This is a genomic window from Bradyrhizobium tropiciagri, from assembly GCF_001189845.1.
In the GTDB taxonomy this organism is placed as follows: domain Bacteria; phylum Pseudomonadota; class Alphaproteobacteria; order Rhizobiales; family Xanthobacteraceae; genus Bradyrhizobium; species Bradyrhizobium tropiciagri.
Window position 1 is genome coordinate 59874 of record NZ_LFLZ01000041.1, and the last position, 17743, is coordinate 77616.

Below are 17743 nucleotides of genomic sequence, written 5' to 3' on the forward strand. Positions count from 1 at the left end.
CGATTCAATCGACGGCGTTGACGCGCCGGACGGGACGCGGGTTCGCCGCTATTTGTTGCGCGTTGTCTGATGCGACCGTATCAGATTGTCCGTCCATGCATCGGCGATGTGGGGAAGGGCCAGATCCTGCGTGCGATGGAGCAGGAGTTCGAGCACGCGCGGCGGCTTCTCGTCCTCTTCTGGCGCATGGACCGCGCCGGCGGCGCGGCTCTCGATGACGATCAGCCGGCTTTCCACATCGCGACCGAGCGCCGCTCGAACGCTTCGCGGAACTGGCGGGTGGATTCGGCAAGCAGCGCGCCGGTGCCCCAGTCGAGGATCACCGCATGCTTGCGGATCACGTCGAACGCGTTGAGCTCTCCGCCGCGATAGCGCTGCGCCACCAGTTCCGGATCGAGCCGGACATTGGCGACGCGCTCGGAGCGGATCTTTGCACGCAGCGCGGCGGTCGCGACCTTGTCGACCTCGTAGTTGCAGAGCTCGGCATCGATCGTGTGCACCACGACGCCATAGTCCTTGGCGGCGCGTTCGACCGAGACATAGTCGTCCTTGATGTCCTCGATCACGAGGTTCGGATCGCGCTCCAGCGGGTCGCCGAACCCGCCGCCGCCGGCGGTTGGACGCGAAAACACGTCGCCTTCGCCGATCGGAACGTCCGAGAAGATCGAGCCGAGCCGCTCCTCGGTCGCGCTGCCGGCGCGCTTCAGCGTCAGGCCGTGCGGCATCGACGGCAGACCGCCCTCGATGCCCCACACGATGGCGCGCTCGCGGTCGCAGATATAGGAGATCACGGTCTTCTCGGCCTGCAGCATCCGCGATGTCTTCACCACGCCCGCGCCGCCGCGCCATTTGCCGGGGCCGGGCGAGTCCGTGAGGATCTCGCATTCGGTGGTCAGGATCGGGTTGGCGCGCTCCTGGCCTTCGACCGGCTGCGACATCAGCCCGGTGCCGAAGCAGGCGGTGGTGACATTGCTGCCGTCCTTGCCGTTGCGTCCGCCCCAGCCGCCGGGTAGCCAGTCGTAGAACATGAAGATCGGCTTGTCGGCGCTGCGGGCGTCGAGCCCGCCGGTGAGCAGATATTCGAGGTTGAAGGCGCAGGCGAGCGCCCGCTCCGGCATCAGCTTCGACCACATTTCGTAGATCGAGTTCATGATCTTCTCGAACGGCATCAGGAAGCCGGTCACCGCGATCGGCCATTTGGCATCGACGATCGAGCCTTCGGGGGCGATGATCTCGAAGCAGCGATAGAAGCCGGAATTGAGTGGCAGGTCGGGGAAGAAGGTCTTCATGCCGGCGGCAACCGCGGAGAAGGTGGCGCCGAACGCCGAGTTGTAGATCGAGCCGATGGTCGGATGGCTGCCGGTGAAGTCGTAGATCGCGCGGTCGCCCTTGATCGTCAACTTGATGCGGATCGGGATCATGCCTTCGCCGCCGGCCGGATCGCGGTCGATGAAGTCGACGGTTTCCCATTCGCCATCGGGCAGCGCCGCGATGCGGTGGCGCGCCGAGCGCTCGACATAGTCCTGGACCGCGGCAAGCCCGGTCTCGACGGTGTCGCGGCCGTATTTGCCGACCAGGCGCAGGATCTCGCGTTCGCAGACAGCGGTGGCTTCAGCCTGCGCCTGGATGTCGCCGATGATCGAAGCCGGGTCGCGGGTGTTGGAGGCGATCAGATGCGCGACGTCCTTGCGCAGGCCGTTCTTGTCGAACAGGCGGACCGGCGTGATGCGCAGGCCCTCGCGGAACATCTCGCGGGCCGCGACGTCGAACGATCCCGGCACGCTGCCGCCGACGTCGGACCAGTGTCCGTTGGACTGGCTGAAGGCGATGATCTTGCCGTCGGCGAAGATCGGGCGGATCAGCCGCACGTCGGAGAAGTGCGTGCCGCCGGCATAGGGATCGTTGATCGCAAAGACGTCGCCCTCATGCATGTCGCCTTCGAAATGGCGCATCACGTCCTTGCAGGTGAAATGCAGCGTGCCGACGTGGACCGCGATGTCCTGGTTGCCCTGCGCGGCGCATTCGCCGTTGGCGTCATGCAGTGCGCTCGAGAAATCGCGGTTGTAGATCACGAAGGAGTAGCAGGTTCGCAGCACCTGCTCGCCCATCTGGTCGACGCTGGTGATGAAGGAGTTCTTCAGGACCTCGAAGGTCACGGGGTCGAGCGGGAGGGCCGTGGCCATGGTTCACTCCTTCACGCGGATGATGATGTTGAGATATTTGTCGACCTCGGCGCCGGCGCCGGGCGGCACGACGGTGGTGGCATCGAGCTGCTCGATGATCGCGGGGCCTTGAAAGGAGAAGCCGCAGGGCAGGTCGTCGCGCTGATAGACGGGCGTATCGAGCCCGCTGCCTTCGAACCAGACCCTGCGGTGGCCAACCGGCGCGGGGCTAACACCGGTCGGCGCGTGAACGGCGAATTCGGCCTTGGGAACCACACCGACCGCCTTCAGGTTGAGGCGGAAGAAGCTGACCGGTGCGCTGTCGCGGCGGAAGTTGTATTCGCGCTGGTGCTCGGCGTGGAAGCTCTGCACCAGGTCGGCGATCGCGCCGATCGGCTGCGGCGCGTTCACCGCGAGCGAACGCCACTGGCCGCGATACATCATGTCGATCGAGCGCTGCAGCACGATGTCCTTCTGCGCGACGCCCTCATGGATAAGGCGCGCGAGCGCGGCTTTCTCGAGCTCGGCGAACTGTGCTTCGATCTCGGCGGCGTCGGCGGCGGCGGCGTCGACCATGCAGCTCTGCGAGAAATCGTGCTGCATGTCGACGAGCAAGCATCCGAGCGCGGAGGTCACGCCAGGGTTCGGCGGCACGATCACGACCGGGATCGACAGCTCGCGCGCGACGTCGACGCCATGTAGCGCGCCGGCGCCGCCAAATGCCACCAGCGCGAAGTCGCGCGGATCGTAGCCGCGGCTGATCGAGATCAACCGCACCGCATCCGACATGTTGGCGTTGGCGACCTTGACGATCGCGTCCGCGGCCTCGTGCAGGCCGAGGCCGAACGGCTTGGCGACCCCACTCTCGACGGCCTGCCGCGCCAGCTCGGGATCGAGCTTCACCTTGCCGCCGGCAAGGTCGGTGCCGAGCCGGCCCAGCGTCACGTTGGCGTCAGTGTTGGTCGGCTGCGTGTTGCCGTTGCCGTAGCAGGCAGGTCCCGGGTGGGCGCCGGCCGATTGCGGGCCGTTGCGCAGGGAGCCGGCCGGGTCGGTCCAGGCCAGCGAGCCGCCGCCGGCGCCGATCGTGAGCACTTCGATCGAGGCGAAGCGGATCGGATAGCCGAATTCGATGTGCCAATCCTTGGTGATGCGCGACTGCCCCTCATAGGCCAGCGACACGTCGGTGGACGTGCCGCCCATGTCGAGGCCGATCGAATTGGGAAAGCCGCAGAGGCCGGCGATATAGCGGCTGGCGATGGCGCCGGCGGCGATGCCGGAGCCGGCGAGGCGGGCCGCGAAGTCCTTGACGCTCGCCGGCGTCATCACCCCGCCGCCGGTGTGCAGCAGCAGGAGATCGCGGGTGTAGCCCTCATGGGCGAGGCGGTCGCCGAGCCGGCTCGTGTAGTTGACGACGACCGGGCTCACGACGGCGTTGGCAACCGTCGTCGAGAACCGCTCATGCTCGAAGATCTCGGGCAGCACCTGCGAGGAGATCGACACCGGAATGTCGGGCATCTCCGCCAGCAGGATGTCGCGCATGGCGCGCTCATTGGCGCCGTTGAGATAGGCGTTCATGAAGCAGACCGCGACGGCGGCGGCGCCGCGGCGCTTGAGGATGCGTGCCACCTCGCGCGCGGCTTCGACGTCGAGTGGTTCGATTACCTTGCCGCCGGCATCGACGCGCTCGGGCACGGTCAGGCGATCGCGCCGCGGCACATAGGGCCGCACGACGTCCTTGTAGGTGTCCCAGAGGTCTTCCTTGTTGGCGCGCCGGATCTCGATGACGTCGCGGAACCCCTTGGTCGTCACCACGGCGGTGCGCGGCAGGCGGCGCGTGATCAGCGCGTTGGTGGCAACCGTCGTGCCGTGGGAGAACAGCGCCACCCTGGACAGATCGATGCCTGCCTTGGACACACCGCCCATGATCCCTTCGATCGGATCGCGCGTGGATGAGGTCTTCTCGATGCGGATGAGACCGGTCGTCTCGTCCATAATGCAGATGTCGGTAAACGTGCCCCCGACATCGACAGCCACACGAAGGTCCTGCGCCATGCGTCTTCCTTTCGAACAAGCGTTTCGCCGATCTTAGGCAGAGCGGCGGCCCGGCTTCTTGACGCTGAGCGCAGGAAGATTTGTGCGAGAGAGCGAACCGCATGGCGGGGATGCGTGCCGCGGACGGCGGCGGGCTGCCAAAGACGGCTGCCCAGGAAACGATCAGGCCGATGCGGTCGTGCTGCCGCAGTCAGGCGTTGGCGGCGCGCGAGGTGGCGCGCGCTTCGCTCGGGGTGCAGCCGAACCGGCCGCGATAGTTGCGGCTGAATTGCGCCTGGTCGGCAAAGCCCCATTGATAGGCGATTTCCGAGATGCTCTTGCGGCAACTCGCATCGCGCAGCAGGGCGTCGCACATCGCCAGCCGCTGGTTGCGGATATAGGCGCAGACGGTCAGCCCCTCGCCCTCGAAGATCTGGTGCAGATAGCGCAGCGAGATGCCGCAGCCGTCGGCGATCATCTGCGGCGTCAGCCGCATGTCGTCGAGGCGGGCACGAATGAACTGCTCGCAGCGCAATAGATGGCCGTTGCGTACCGAGGACGAGTGGCCGGTCAGCACGCGGTCGTCGGATTCGATGGCCATGGCAAGCAGCTCGATCAGGTGCTTGCCCATCAGCGTGCGCGCCGTCTCGTCCATTTCCTCGATGCGCTCACCTGAGAGCCGCAGCGTGTCGACGAACAGCGCGCCGACGCTGCGGCTGGCATCGAATTGCAGGGTAGCAAGGCGCTCCGGCCGCGAGATGCGGCCGCGCAGCACCGCGCTCGGGATCTTCAGGCACCACAGCGCCGTCGGATCCTGGTGGCTGAATTCGTATGGCAGATGGCTGCGTTCGATCAGGAATGCGCCGGGACGGCAATGCACCACCTTGCCGTCCTGCTCGAAGCGGATTTCGGCGAGCTCGGGCACCGTGATCAGGAAGGATTCCTCCCGCTCGCTCAGGAGGTGGCGCTCATGGCGCTTGTACAGCAGGCCATTAGCGATGTTTCGCGAGACCGAGAGCGGACCCATCGACCAGGCGCCGAGGCGCGCATCGAACTCGCGCGTGCTCGGAAAGCGCAGGTCGAGCGAGTAGTAGGTTCGGGAAACCACCTCCTGCCAGTACTGGCGGCGGCTCTGCAACGGGATGTCGTTGGTCGTGTAGGTGACTTGCATGTCTCACTCCCCGCCGCCGGCTGTGCCTCCGGTCGCCGTGTCCCCCGGCCAAAGTTTGGCGAGGACTGCCGGACGGCGTCAAGTCGAATAAAACGGAAACAGATATTCTAGATTTCGATCGCCTCCTCGGCCTGGTGCCGCTGATCCATGGTGACGGGGGGGCGCCCCGGCCCGACGCCGGCAACTGCAAAGCGCATGAAATCGCGGAACGCCATCGCGGCTTCCGATGGCCTGGTGTCGCGCCGCCAGGCAAGACCGATATCCATGCTGGGCACCTCGTCCTCGATGACGCGGGTCTCGATCCGCTGTCCCTCCAGCGACCAGGGCCGGTAGATCAGGTCGGAGAGAATGGCGATCCCCATGCCGCCTGCGACCATCGAGCGCACGGCCTCGACCGAGGAGGTGCGGAAGATCGTGTTCGGTTCGAGCGAGGCGTTGCTCCAGTAGCGCATCGAGGTGTGCTTGGCCTCGTCGACGGTGAGCATGACGTAAGGATAGGTTGCGATGTCGGCGAGATGGACCCGCTCAGTGCGGGTCAGCGGATGTTCGGGCGCAAGCCACAGGCGGCGCGGCGATCGCAGCAGCGTCTCGCTCGTCAGCATGGCGTTGTCGCGCAGGTTCGACACCAGCATGACCGCGAGATCGAGCGCGCCGTCGACGAGCGCACGTTCCAGCACGTCGCGCGGCGCCTCGAACAGCTCGATCGTGATGCCGGGAAAGCTTGCCTGGAAGCGTTTCTGGTGGCGCGGCAGGAAGTAGCCCGACACGGTGTAGGTGACGCCGATGCGGATCGTCCCGAACAACGGTCCCGCTGACATCTGCGTGTTGCGCACCGCTTCGGCCACCGCGGCGAGGATCTGGCGGCCCTGGGACAGGAAGCGACTGCCCTCCATGGTGACGGTGACACCGTTCGGCGCGCGTTCCAGCAGGCGGGCGCAGACGGTCGCTTCGAGCTGCTGAATCGCCGCGGTGACCGCGGATTGCGAGACGTTGAGGTCGATCGCCGCCTGGCTGATGCGCCCGGTCTCGGCGGCGGCGACGAAGTAGCGGATCTGTTTCAGAGAAACGGACATCGCGGTTGTTCCGATGTTGCCTAACTCATGAGCGGTGTTTCTCAGCCCGGCGGTATTCTTTGCAACTCTCGTGCCGACAAGCCGAGAGCGCGCGGTGACGCCGATTCCAGACCTGAGAGGCCGCAACCGACGGCCTGAAGCGCAGAACGTGATCAACGCGGTCACCGGATCGGTGACCGCGGTCATGGCGGACGGGGCAGGTTACCGGCGACTATGCCAATGCGCTGTGCAGCCTGCCGAGCAGTTCCGACCGGCTCTTGCGGGCCGCAAGCGCCTGATTCATGTCGACCTTGACGAATTTCACCGGCGTGTTGGGCTGCAGCTGGCCGATCAGATCCATGTCCGCGGCGATGACGGTCCCGACCATGAAGTAGCCGCCGCCGGAGACTGCATCACGATGCAGCACGATCGGTTCGGTGCCGCCGGGAACCTGGATCGAGCCGTAGGGATAGCAGGCATCGGTGATGTTGGACGGGTCGGAGCCGGCGCCGAACGGCGGCTCGCGTGGAACGAATTCGAGCGGCTTGCCGCCCTTGAAGCGATAGCCGATCCGATCCGCCTCCGGTGCAACCTTCCAGGTGTCGGAGAAGAAGCCGTTGCCGGCCGCCTCGGTGATGCGGTGCCAGTAGAGCCCGGGCATCGCGCGCAGCTCGGTCGGCATTCCCACCGGTTGCCCGCGCAATTCCTTGGCAACCCTACGTCCGTCCTTGCCTGTCGTGGCGGCACGGCCGATCGGCAATTCGTCGCCAGCCTCGAGCTTGCGGCCCTTGAAACCGCCGAGCGCGCCGAGCGCGTAGGTCGAGCGCGAGCCGAGAACGACGGGCACGTCGATGCCGCCGGTCACCGCGATGTAGCCACGCGCGCCCTGCTTGAGGAAGTCGAAGGAGAGGATCTGGCCGCGCTTCACCCTGAAGCTGGTCCAGGTTTCGCGCGGCTCGCCGTCGAGTTTCGGCGGCAGCTCCGCGCCGGTGACCGCGACGATGGCGTCCTCGGTGAATTCGAGCTCGGGTCCCATGAACACGGCTTCGAGCACGGCTGCGCCTGCCTCGTTGCCGACCAGCAGATTGGCGGCCGCAAGCGCGTGACGGTCCATGCCGCCGGAGAGCGGGATGCCGATGTGATAGTAGCCCGGACGTCCGAGATCCTGCACGGTGGTCGCAAGACCGGGCTTCAAAACCTTAACGGCCATGGAGAACTCCATCGAGCTTGCTGTTGTAGGCATCAACGTCGCGGTTGAATTCGGTCAGCGAGAAGGAGACGTCGCGGATCACGGGCGCAAACCGGCCGGCGTCGACGTCGGCGACCGCCGCATCATAGGCTGCCCGGTCGATCGGCTTCCACTTCACGATGTCGCCCGGTTTGAACAGGCACATGAAGTCGCGCAGATAGCTGATGTTCTGGTTGGGATCGTAGATCGGCATCGGCGTGATACCGAACATCTGATAGCCGCCGGCGCCGCGCACCGAGTAGATGCAGCTGAAACAGCCGCCATGTCCGACGGTGAGCTTCGGCGTGTCGGTGCGCGGGCGCAGATATTTCGGCGCCTGAAGCTGCCGCTTGCGCTCGACCATCTGGTAGAGGAAGGGCAGGCCGGCGACGAAGCCGACCATCGAGACGAACCAGGGCGCGCTGGAATGCGCCTTGATAAAGGCGTCGACGCTGTCGAGGCCGTTGATGCGCGCGGCATATTCGAGATCGGTTCCGTTCGGGTCCTGATGACGCTCGCGAAAGCGCATCAGGGTCTCATGTGTCCAGGGATCGTTGTAGAGCACGGGGATCTCGATGATCCGCGTCTTGATCACCGGTTCCGATTTCTCCGATGCGGAATCCAGCCGCTTCAGCTCGGTGAGGAGATCGTCCGGCTTGATCTGGTCGGGATCGAACTTGACCTGATAGGACGCATTTGCCGGGCAGATTTCCGTGACGCCCTTGATCTTCGCGTCGCGCACCGCATTGGTGATGAAGAGGCTCTTGAAAAAGGCCTCGAGCGACATCGCTTCGCCGACCTCGGCGAAGATGTGCTCGTCGCCGCCGAAGGAAAATCGGGTTTGCATGACTAGCGGCCTCCTGTTGCTGACGGGGCGGATTGTTTCGTCATCATGGCGCGGCCTTCACGGCCGATGACGGCTGAGCGGTGGCAAGGGTTGCGGCATGGGACTCCAGCCACGGTTCGAGCCATGCCGTATGGAAGCGTCCGGCCTGCACGTCGGCGTCACGCGCCAGCGCCTGGTGCAGGGGCTTCGTCGTGAAAATGCCCTCGACGCTGAGCTCGGCCAGCGCGCGTTCGAGCCGCCTGATGGCGCTCGGCCGGTCCTTGTCGTGCACGATCAGCTTGCCCAGCAGGCTGTCGTAGAACGGCGGAACCGTGTAGCCCTCGTACAGCATGCTGTCGAAGCGCACGCCGTCGCCGCCGGGCACGCTGAGTGCGTTCACCGTGCCGGGATTGGGCAGGAAATTCTTGGCGGGATCCTCGGCGTTGATGCGGACCTCGATCGAATGGCCGCCGACGCGCACCTCGTCCTGGCGGATGCGCAAGGGCTCGCCGCCGGCGATCCGGATCATCTCGCGCACGAGGTCGATGCCGGTGACCATTTCGGTGACGGGATGCTCGACCTGGATGCGGGTATTCATTTCGAGGAAGTAGAACGCGCCGGTCGTATCGTCGTAGAGATATTCGAGCGTGCCAGCGCCGCGGTAGTTGACCGCCTTGGCCAGCGCCACGGCCGAGGTGCAGAGCTTTTCACGCACGGCCTGGGTCAGCGATGGCGAGGGAGCCTCTTCCCAGACCTTCTGGCGGCGCCGCTGCAACGAGCATTCGCGCTCAAAGCAATGGATCACGTCGTGTCCATCGCCGAGCACCTGGACCTCGATGTGCCGCGCGCCTTCGACGAGTTTCTCGACATAGAGCCCGCCATCTCCGAACGCCGCGAGCGCCTCGGCCTGGGCCTGCGGCATCAGATGATGGAATTCTTCGGCGGACCGTGCGATGCGAATGCCGCGTCCGCCGCCACCGGCGGCGGCCTTGATCATGACAGGGAAGCCGGTTTTCTCGACCAGCGCGAAGGCCGCTTCCGCGGACTCCAGCCGTCCCTCGCTGCCGGGGACGGTCGGCACCCCGGCCGAGGCGGCGGCCTCGCGCGCCGCGACCTTGTCGCCCATCAGGCGGATCGACTGCGCGGTCGGACCGACGAAGATCAATCCGGCTGCTTCGACCGCGGCGGCGAATTCGGGGTTCTCGGCGAGGAAGCCGTAGCCGGGATGGATCGCATCGGCGCCGGTGGCCTGCGCCGCGGCGAGGATCGCCGCCTGGTTGAGATAGGATTTCGACGCCTGCGGCGGACCGATATCGACCGCTTCGTCGGCGAGCCGGACCGCGAGCGAGTCCTTGTCGGCCTTGCTGTGGACCTGAACGGTCGCAATGCTGAGATCGCGCGCGGCGCGGATGATGCGCACCGCGATCTCGCCGCGATTGGCTATGAGGAGTTTTTTGATCGCCATGGCTGTTCGGGGGCTCAAACGTCGATTTCGGCGATCGGCTGGCCGGCCATCACGGCATCCTCGTTCTCGGCCAGGAAGCGAACGATCTTGCCAGCGGCGCCGGCCTTCACCTCATTGAACGATTTCATCACCTCGATAAGCCCGATCGTGTCGCTCTCCACGACGACGTCGCCGTCGTTCTTGTAGACCGGCTTGTCGGGCGCCGGTTTGCGGTAAAAGATGCCCGGGAGCGGCGAGAAGATCTGCTGCGTTGCCATTGTTTCCTCGTACGTGATTGGTTTCTTTGCCGCGGCGGCTCAGCGCGCGGTGAGGTAGGGGCGAACCGCTTTGCGGACGCCTCCGCGATGGCGACGGCGTTCGGCGTGTCGGAGTGAATGCAGATCGAATCGGCACCCACCACGATGTCGTTTCCCGCTACCGTGCGCGTCTTGCCCTCGTTGACGGCTCTTGCGCACCGGGAGGCGGCGTCGGCCGGGTCCTTCGCCTCGTGCTCGCGCGTGATGATCAGGCTGCCGTCGGCGTTGTAGTCGAGGTCGGCGTAATACTCGGCGACGAAGGCATGACCGCGGCGCTCATAGACCTGCTGGTGCAGCGTTCCCTTCATGCCGAGCAGCGGCACCTTGTAGACGTCAGCGGCGTCAGCCACGGCTTCGGCGATGTCCTCGTTGCGCGAGGCCATGCCATAGAGTGCACCGTGTGGCTTGATATGGTTGAGCGGCATGCCTTCCGCGTCCAGGAATGCCTTGAGGGCGCCGATCTGGTAGAGCAGGCAGTTGCTCAATTCCTCGCGGCTGATCTTCATCTCCCTGCGGCCAAATCCCTGCAAATCCGGCAGCGAGGGATGCGCGCCGACCTTGACGCCGAACTCCCGGGCGAGCTGCACGGTCTTGCGCATGTGATTGAAGTCGGAGGCATGAAAGCCGCAGGCGACGTTAGCGACGTCGATATGCGGCATCAACGCTCTGTCGTCGCCCATCTTGTAGAGGCCGTAGGCCTCGCCCATGTCGCAGTTGATCACGACCATCTCCTGATTTCCTTCCAACAGGCTTTGTAGAGGACCGGCGGCAAAGCCGCCCTGCGTACGTCTGGCGCACCCAGGGCGGCGTGTTGCCGGGTTACTTGGACACCAGATAGTCGAGCGGGATCTTCTCCGAGATCGTCCACTGGTCGACCACTTTCGGCTTGCCGGCCTCGGTGTCGACGATCAGGTAACGGCCCTGGTTCTGGTGGTGGATGTCCTTGTTGAAGGTGCGGGGCCCGAACAGCGTGGGCTCGTTGTTCATCTTCTCGAGCTCGGCCACGACCGCCGCTGCGTCGGTCGACTTGGCGCGCTCGACCGCCTTGGCCCAGACGTCGATCAGGACATAGCCCGGATAGACGTATTGGCTGGACGGGTCACCGCCGGTGACCTCCTTGTACTTCTTGTTGAACTCGTTGACCTTAGCGTTCGGATCGTCGCCATAGACCGAGCCCTGCACCGGAACGTAGAAGTTCGACAGATCCGGAACCGCGTTCATCCAGTAGCTGCCGTCGACGCCCGAGCCGTTGAGGATCATCGACTTGATGCCGGCGGCGCGGATCTGCTTGATGGCGGAGACGGCGCCCGGCATCATGGTGCAGAGCATGATGGCGTCGGGTTCCTTCGGTAGACTCTTGATACGCGTGATCTGCGAAGCGATCGAGGCGTCGTCGTTCTTGAAGGTGTCGCTGCCGACCAGCTTGGCCTCCTTCAGGCGCGGCAGCATCCAGTCGAAGCCGTCGCAGATGCCCTTGTTGTAGACGGTCCAGCTGTCGAGCAGCCGATAGAAGCTGCGCGCGTTCTTCTTGGTGTACGCCCATTCCGACATGGTCGCGCCCTGCACCGGCGCCAGCACCGAGGCCGAGAACGAGAACGGGCCGACGCCGGGAATGCCGGCCTTGATCGACTCGGCGCAGAGGAAGAACGAAACCTTGCCGGCGGCCTGCGCCTGCAGCGCCGCGGGCGCGCCGAAATCGTAGTCGCAGGAGACGATCACGAGGTCGGCGCCCTGGTCGAGCACCGCAAGGCCGGCTTTGGCGCCTTCGGCCTGGTCGGTCTTGGTGTCGGCAAACACCGGCTTGAGCTTCTTGCCGAGCAGGCCGCCGGCCTTGTTGATCTCATCGATCCGGATCAGCGCCGCGTCCTGCGCCGGCTTGTCATAGGCTTGCATGAATCCGGATGCCGCGGTCGCAAAACCGACAACGATCTCGTCGGCCGCCTGGGCCGGCGCGAACCAGAGCGTGGATGCTCCGGCCAGGATGCCGAGTAATGTCGTCAAGCGCATATGCCACTCCTCCAATTTTACAAAACGAGCGTCAGTGCAGTTCCTTCAATGCGGTCTGGACCGGACGGGCCAGGCGCCGCTGCAGCGGCCATCGGCGCCAGGAGAACTCCCGGTTGCGGGTCAATCCCGTCGGCAGGTACATCAGGATCACGATGGTGATGATGCCGATCGCGATCTCCTGGACACCGTTCGGCAGGCCGACGGTATGCCCGCCGATGCTGATGCCCTTCTCGAGATCGCGGAACAGCTCGATCAGCACCGATATCGCAACCACGCCCGAGACGGCTCCGCTGAGGCTGTACATGCCGCCGACCACCAGCATCGACAGCGTGATGAAGGTGGTCCGCAGATAGAATGCGCCGGGATTGACGATGCTCAGGAAGTGCGCGTACAGCGCGCCGGCGAGCCCGATGATGAAGGCGCTGACGACGAACGCGATTAGCCGCTCGCGGACGATGTCGATGCCGGAAGCGCTGGCCGCGACCGCCTCGTCGCGGGTGGCGCGCAGCGCCAGTCCCGAGCGCGAGATCGAATAGAGATAGGCGATCGCAATCGCCACGGCGCCGCCGATCCATCCGGTCCAGACGTTCATGGTGGGCGGAATGCCGACGATCGAGCCTTGTCCGCCGGTCACCGAGTCCCAGTTCGAATAGACGTTGTTGATGACGCCGAGCAGGCCGAAGGTCGCGATCGAGGCGGCGATGCCCGACAGGCGCATGATGACGCGGCCGACGATCAGCGCGAATATGGCGGCAAATATCCCGGAGATCGGCGTCGCCACCCACATCGGCAGCTGCGCGTGAAGCAGCCACGCCGGAAGGCCCTTGAGCGTGATCGATTTCATGACCGGCGGAATCGTGAGCCAGGCGGTCATGTAGGCGCCGAGGCACATGAAGCTGATATGGCCGAACGACAGCAGGCCGGAATTGCCGACGAACACGTAAAGGCCGACCACCACCATGATGTTGATGAACATCTCGACGACGGTGCGGTTGAAAGCCCGGCTGCCGAACTGATAGCTGAGGGCGGCCATGATGAGCAGCGCCACGATCAGCACGATCGGCGTGATGATCGTTTGCCGGATGACGGACGGCCGCTGCGACATCGATCAGACCCTCTGCTTGGCGGATTTCGGTGCGAACAGGCCCTGCGGCCGCACCAGAAGGACGACGATGACGGCGCCGTAGACGAACGCGTCGCGGAACACGCGGGCGTCGTGCGGCAGGGTCGCCTGGAACACGACGCTGGCTGCGCCGATCAGGAAACCGGCGGCAACCGCGCCGGGAATGCTGCCGAGGCCGCCGATCACGGTCGCGATGAACGCGATCAGCATCACGTTGGCGCCCATGCCGATGTCGGCGGTGCCGGAATTGGTCGCGAGGATCAGGCCGATCGCCGCCGCCAGCATGCCGCTGATGGCGAAGGCCAGCAGGATCACGCCGTTGGCGCGGACCCCGAGCATGCGCGCCATGGTGAAATTATCGGCCGCCGCGCGCATCTCCAGCCCGTACCGCGTGCGCTTCAGGAACAGGACGAGGATCACCAGCACGGCCAGCGTGATGATGATGGTCACGACCTGGAGCATCGGGATGTGGGCGCCGAAGAATTCGACCGGCAGGCCGAGGCTCGGCCACAGCGTGATCGACTTCGGCCGGCTGGAGAACAGCATCAGCAGCAGATGCCGGATGACGAAGCCGAGCGCAAAGGACGCGATCATCATCGTCGCCGGATTGGCGTTGCGGAAGCGCCGGAAGACGACGATCTCCGACAGGATCGACAGCGCGGCACCGGTCAGGAGCAGCAGCGGGATCAGAAGATAGAACGGCAGCTGACCGGCAAACACCACCGCCGCCGCGTCGATCGACGGCCACAGCATGGCGAACACGCAGAAGGCGATGAAGTCGCCGTGGGCGAAGTTGACCAGCCGCATGACACCGAAGATCAGGGCGATGCCGAGCGCACCCAGCGCATAGAGGCTGCCAAGGCTCAGCGCATCGAAGATGATCTGGAGCAGCTCGCGCATCTCAGTGATCTCCGAAGCCGAAATAGCTCTGCTTCAGGCGATCGTCCCTGACCATGTCGGCCGCGGGGCCTTCGAGCACGATGCGCCCGCCGCGGATCAGGACCATCCGCCCGCCCGTCATCATGGCGCGCGTCGAACTTTGCTCGACGATCAGGAGCGTGAGCTTGCGCTGCGCCCGCAGCCGCAGCAGGATCTCGTAGACTTGGTCGATGATCTTGGGCGCGAGGCCGAGCGACGGCTCGTCGATGGCCATGATGCGGGGCGCGGCCATCAGCGCGCGGCCGATCACCAGCATCTGCTGCTGGCCGCCGGAGAGCATGCCCGCCGGGGTGCGGCGGCGCTCGGCCAGCATTGGGAATTCTTCGTAGACCTGATCGAGGTCGTCGGCGATCTGCCTGCGGTCGGCGCGCATGCCGGTTCCGACCTTCAGATTCTCCTCGATCGTCAGCGCGCCGAAGACGTTGCGTCCTTCCGGCACCAGCGAAAATCCGCGCCGGGCGATGTCTTCGGGCGCGGCGACCGCGATCCCCACGCCGTCGATCATGATGGAGCCGGAGGCGGGCGGCACGACGCCCGCGATGGCGTTGAGCAGCGTCGACTTGCCGGCGCCGTTCGGGCCGGTCACGAACAGGATTTCGCCTTCCTCGACCGTCAACGTCACGCCGCGGAGGGCCGTGAGGCGCCCATAGCTGACCGTGATGTCGTCGACGACGAGCGCGGTCATGACGCGACGGCCGCATCGGCTGCGAGCGGTGGCAGCAATTCGTCGCGCTGCGTGCCCATATAGGCATGCCGCACCGCATCGCTGTCGCGGATCTGGGCCGGCGTGCCGACCTCGATGATTTCGCCGGAGTCGAGCACGAAGATCCGTTCGCAGAGCTCGAGCACGAGGCCGATATTGTGCTCGATCAGCAGCACGCCGACATTGAGCTCGCCCGCGATGCGGCGAATGATCGCGGCAAGCTCGTGGCTCTCATGCTCGGACATGCCGGCCGCCGGCTCATCGAGCAGCAGATAGCGCGGCGTGCACATGATGGCGCGGCCGATCGCGACACGGCGCTCGTCCGTATAGGGCAGCGCACCGGCAATGGTGTTGGCGAGATGCGAAATGCCGAGCCAGGCCATGACCCGTTCGGCCTCGCTGATCGCATCGGGCCGGCTCTGGCCGAGGCCGACGCCGGTCACTTCCAGGTTGTCCATGACGGGCAGGTCGCGGAAAAGGCGGCCTGACTGGAAGGTCCGCGCCACGCCTTTGCGTCGCAGCATGTGCGCTGCAATGCCGTTAAGCGTTTCGCCTTCCAGTTCCACGTTGCCGACGCCGACCGGCTGGAAGCCGGTCAACACATTAATAAGGGTGGTTTTGCCGGCGCCATTGGGGCCGATCAGTCCGACGATGCGCCCGCGCGGCACGGCCAGTGTAACGTCGGACAGCGCTTTCAGGCCTTCGAATTGGACGCTGACCCCGCGCGCGACCAATTCCAAACCAGCGGACATCATCCCAACGCCTTCTCACCCAGAACCGACGGATTGATTTTTCCGTTCCGTCGCGGGATTGTAAAATTCGAAATATCGTTCGCTGATATCGGAAATTTTTATGTCTCTGACGTTCCGTCAGGTCCGGCATTTTATTGCGACGGCAGAGAGCGGACGCGTGTCCGCGGCCGCGGCAGCTTTGAACGTGACGCAGTCGGCGGTCACCTCGTCGATCAAGGCGCTGGAGGCTGAGCTCGGCCGCAAATTGTTCGACCGCCATTCCAACGGCGTGACGCTGACCTTCGACGGCCACGAATTCCTGCAGCGGGCCCGCGCGATCGAGGCGAGCGTGTCGGATGCGACACGGGGGCCGCATCGATGGGGAACGCAGGTCGACGGCACCGTCGATGTGGCCGTGAGCTACACCGTTGCCGGATATTTCCTGCCGCCGTTGCTGACGCGGTTCTGGCGAACCTTTCCGGGCATCACGGTCCGGCTGCACGAGTTTCAACGCGATGCGATCGAGCAGAGCTGATCAGCGGCAGCGTCGATGCGGCGATCATGCTGATCGCGAACCTGCATGACCGGCACTCCATCCGCTCGCGGCTGCTGCTGCGCTCGCCGCGGCGCTTGTGGACCTGCGTCAATCATCCGCTGCTGCGCAAGGACAGCATCAAGCTGGCGGATCTGGCGAGCGAGCCGTATCTGATGCTGACCGTCGATGAGGCCGAACGCTCCGCGATGCGTTACTGGCAGCACACGGCGTACGTCCCCAACGTCATCTTCCGTACCCTGTCGGTGGAGGCGGTGCGCAGCATGGTCGCGACCGGGATGGGCATCACCATCCTGTCGGACATGGTCTACCGTCCCTGGTCGCTTGAGGGACATCGCATCGACCTCAAGACACTTGATGACGATGTCCACACCATGGATGTCGGGCTGGCCTGGAAGGGCAACGCGGCGCTTTCGCCGGCGGCCCGCGCCTTCTGCGAGTTTGTCGCCCATTCCTATCCGGGATCGGAGCCGTTCAAGCTCGACTGACGTCCCGGACGGCAGCATCGAGCGTCCGCACGGCGTGTCCGCAAGACAGGGCGCCATTCCAACTCAGCCATGGAATTGTTCGACCGGATGGTCAATAAAAGGTGGTTCGGATGCAGCCCGGCCAGGCAGGGCGGCGTTTCGGAACTTCGCCGTCGATTGACGGCTTCTGACGATGGCCGGACGGCGGCCGGTGGAACGGAACGACATGGCCCGATCGCGCGCCAAGGACTACGACGACAAGCGCCTCTCGATGCTGCATCGCGCGGCCGAGCTGTTTGCCGCATCGGGATATGTCGGCACGTCGATGAACACGATCGCGGATGCGTGCGGGGTCTCGAAGGCGCTGCTCTATCACTATTACCCCGACAAGGAAGCGATCCTGTTCGACATCCTGTCGTCGCATCTCGAGACGCTGGTGACGGCGGTTCGCAAGGCGAGCGCGTCGGCCGGAGATCCGGTCGAGCGCTTCAGGACGATCGTTGCCACCCTGCTCGAGCTCTACCGGCATGCCGACGCCGAGCATCAGGTCCAGATCGCAAGTCTCAAGCTGCTGCCGAAGGACAAGCAGCAGCCGCTGCTTGCGAGCGAGCGGATCCTGGTCGGGATCATGTCGGATGCGCTCGCTGCGGCTGTGCCGGCGGCGAAGCAGAAGCGCGTGCTCAAGCCGCTGACGATGAGCGTCTTCGGCATGCTGAACTGGCATTATATGTGGTTCCGCGAGGGCGGGCCGATGACCCGCGCCGAATACGCCGACTTCGTCGCGCAGCTGGTATTGGCCGGTGCAGGCGATGCCGCCGCCGCCCGGCCGCGCGGCAAGGCAAAGCCCGCCGGCCGAAGCCGGCAGGCGGAGCTACTTTGAAGTGAGCCCATAACACAGAGTGATTTTGCTTCGGATCGAGCGGCCGGCTCAGCTTTACCTCGCCCCGCGTGCGGGGAGAGGTCGGATCGCATGGAGCGAAGCGTAATGT

The 17743-nt window shown here is 65.2% G+C and carries 16 protein-coding genes and 1 pseudogene; 2 read left to right on the forward strand and 15 right to left on the reverse strand.

Going from position 1 to position 17743, the window contains the following annotated elements:
* Positions 1-48: 48 nt before the first annotated feature.
* The 15 genes from AKN84_RS27875 to AKN84_RS27945 form a co-directional block, all read right to left on the reverse strand.
* Complete coding sequence (locus AKN84_RS27875) at positions 49-237, reverse strand: hypothetical protein (RefSeq protein ID WP_050423749.1); 189 nt, start codon at positions 235-237, stop codon at positions 49-51.
* Positions 222-2183, reverse strand: coding sequence for a hydantoinase B/oxoprolinase family protein (locus tag AKN84_RS27880; protein ID WP_050423750.1), 1962 nt, complete (start codon positions 2181-2183; stop codon positions 222-224). Before AKN84_RS27880 ends, AKN84_RS27875 begins: the two co-directional genes overlap by 16 nt.
* Positions 2184-2186: 3 nt before the next feature.
* A complete protein-coding gene (locus AKN84_RS27885; RefSeq protein ID WP_050423751.1) occupies positions 2187-4214 on the reverse strand; it encodes a hydantoinase/oxoprolinase family protein in 2028 nt (675 codons plus the stop codon).
* 190 nt (positions 4215-4404) lie between these two features.
* Complete coding sequence (locus tag AKN84_RS27890) at positions 4405-5364, reverse strand: AraC-like ligand-binding domain-containing protein (RefSeq protein ID WP_050423752.1); 960 nt, start codon at positions 5362-5364, stop codon at positions 4405-4407.
* A 107-nt stretch (positions 5365-5471) separates the two neighbouring features.
* Positions 5472-6437, reverse strand: a complete 966-nt coding sequence (locus AKN84_RS27895) for a LysR family transcriptional regulator (protein ID WP_050423753.1) — start codon at positions 6435-6437, stop codon at positions 5472-5474.
* 211 nt (positions 6438-6648) lie between these two features.
* The gene (locus AKN84_RS27900; protein WP_050423769.1) at positions 6649-7626 is read right to left on the reverse strand and encodes a 5-oxoprolinase subunit C family protein; all 978 of its coding nucleotides are present in this window, start codon (positions 7624-7626) and stop codon (positions 6649-6651) included.
* On the reverse strand, positions 7616-8491 hold the full coding sequence (locus tag AKN84_RS27905) for a 5-oxoprolinase subunit B family protein (RefSeq protein WP_050423754.1): 876 nt from the start codon (positions 8489-8491) through the stop codon (positions 7616-7618). The genes AKN84_RS27900 and AKN84_RS27905 overlap by 11 nt, the downstream gene beginning before the upstream one ends.
* Before the next feature lie 43 nt (positions 8492-8534).
* On the reverse strand, positions 8535-9935 hold the full coding sequence (locus AKN84_RS27910; protein WP_050423755.1) for an acetyl-CoA carboxylase biotin carboxylase subunit: 1401 nt from the start codon (positions 9933-9935) through the stop codon (positions 8535-8537).
* A gap of 14 nt (positions 9936-9949) precedes the next feature.
* Positions 9950-10156 carry an acetyl-CoA carboxylase gene (locus AKN84_RS27915; RefSeq protein WP_244485529.1) on the reverse strand — a complete coding sequence of 69 codons (207 nt, stop codon included), beginning with the start codon at positions 10154-10156 and terminating at the stop codon, positions 9950-9952.
* A complete protein-coding gene (locus tag AKN84_RS27920; protein ID WP_244485520.1) occupies positions 10063-10959 on the reverse strand; it encodes a LamB/YcsF family protein in 897 nt (298 codons plus the stop codon). The genes AKN84_RS27915 and AKN84_RS27920 overlap by 94 nt, the downstream gene beginning before the upstream one ends.
* Before the next feature lie 91 nt (positions 10960-11050).
* Complete coding sequence (locus AKN84_RS27925) at positions 11051-12238, reverse strand: ABC transporter substrate-binding protein (protein ID WP_244485522.1); 1188 nt, start codon at positions 12236-12238, stop codon at positions 11051-11053.
* Positions 12239-12269: 31 nt separating this feature from the next.
* A complete protein-coding gene (locus AKN84_RS27930; RefSeq protein ID WP_050423757.1) occupies positions 12270-13343 on the reverse strand; it encodes a branched-chain amino acid ABC transporter permease in 1074 nt (357 codons plus the stop codon).
* A 3-nt stretch (positions 13344-13346) separates the two neighbouring features.
* Positions 13347-14261, reverse strand: coding sequence for a branched-chain amino acid ABC transporter permease (locus AKN84_RS27935; protein WP_050423758.1), 915 nt, complete (start codon positions 14259-14261; stop codon positions 13347-13349).
* Between the two features lies 1 nt (position 14262).
* Entirely contained in the window at positions 14263-14985 is a 723-nt protein-coding gene (locus AKN84_RS27940; protein ID WP_050423759.1) for an ABC transporter ATP-binding protein, read from the reverse strand.
* A complete protein-coding gene (locus AKN84_RS27945) occupies positions 14982-15755 on the reverse strand; it encodes an ABC transporter ATP-binding protein (protein ID WP_050423771.1) in 774 nt (257 codons plus the stop codon). The genes AKN84_RS27940 and AKN84_RS27945 overlap by 4 nt, the downstream gene beginning before the upstream one ends.
* A 100-nt stretch (positions 15756-15855) precedes the next feature.
* Here AKN84_RS27945 and AKN84_RS51005 point away from each other — a divergent pair.
* A pseudogene (locus AKN84_RS51005) lies at positions 15856-16775 on the forward strand (LysR substrate-binding domain-containing protein).
* Positions 16776-16980: 205 nt separating this feature from the next.
* Complete coding sequence (locus AKN84_RS27955) at positions 16981-17634, forward strand: TetR/AcrR family transcriptional regulator (RefSeq protein ID WP_050423772.1); 654 nt, start codon at positions 16981-16983, stop codon at positions 17632-17634.
* Positions 17635-17743 lie beyond the last annotated feature (109 nt).

Excerpts from the sequence above, each read along its gene's own strand:
- AKN84_RS27885 (WP_050423751.1), bottom strand. The coding sequence starts at position 4,214 with ATGGCGCAGGACCTTCGTGTGGCTGTCGATGTCGGGGGCACGTTTACC.
- AKN84_RS27955 (WP_050423772.1), top strand. The coding sequence starts at position 16,981 with ATGGCCCGATCGCGCGCCAAGGACTACGACGACAAGCGCCTCTCGATG.
- AKN84_RS27940 (WP_050423759.1), bottom strand. The coding sequence starts at position 14,985 with ATGACCGCGCTCGTCGTCGACGACATCACGGTCAGCTATGGGCGCCTC.
- AKN84_RS27930 (WP_050423757.1), bottom strand. The coding sequence starts at position 13,343 with ATGTCGCAGCGGCCGTCCGTCATCCGGCAAACGATCATCACGCCGATC.
- AKN84_RS27925 (WP_244485522.1), bottom strand. The coding sequence starts at position 12,238 with ATGCGCTTGACGACATTACTCGGCATCCTGGCCGGAGCATCCACGCTC.
- AKN84_RS27920 (WP_244485520.1), bottom strand. The coding sequence starts at position 10,959 with ATGGTCGTGATCAACTGCGACATGGGCGAGGCCTACGGCCTCTACAAG.
- AKN84_RS27935 (WP_050423758.1), bottom strand. The coding sequence starts at position 14,261 with ATGCGCGAGCTGCTCCAGATCATCTTCGATGCGCTGAGCCTTGGCAGC.
- AKN84_RS27880 (WP_050423750.1), bottom strand. The coding sequence starts at position 2,183 with ATGGCCACGGCCCTCCCGCTCGACCCCGTGACCTTCGAGGTCCTGAAG.
- AKN84_RS27905 (WP_050423754.1), bottom strand. The coding sequence starts at position 8,491 with ATGCAAACCCGATTTTCCTTCGGCGGCGACGAGCACATCTTCGCCGAG.
- AKN84_RS27895 (WP_050423753.1), bottom strand. The coding sequence starts at position 6,437 with ATGTCCGTTTCTCTGAAACAGATCCGCTACTTCGTCGCCGCCGCCGAG.
- AKN84_RS27900 (WP_050423769.1), bottom strand. The coding sequence starts at position 7,626 with ATGGCCGTTAAGGTTTTGAAGCCCGGTCTTGCGACCACCGTGCAGGAT.
- AKN84_RS27910 (WP_050423755.1), bottom strand. The coding sequence starts at position 9,935 with ATGGCGATCAAAAAACTCCTCATAGCCAATCGCGGCGAGATCGCGGTG.
- AKN84_RS27945 (WP_050423771.1), bottom strand. The coding sequence starts at position 15,755 with ATGTCCGCTGGTTTGGAATTGGTCGCGCGCGGGGTCAGCGTCCAATTC.
- AKN84_RS27890 (WP_050423752.1), bottom strand. The coding sequence starts at position 5,364 with ATGCAAGTCACCTACACGACCAACGACATCCCGTTGCAGAGCCGCCGC.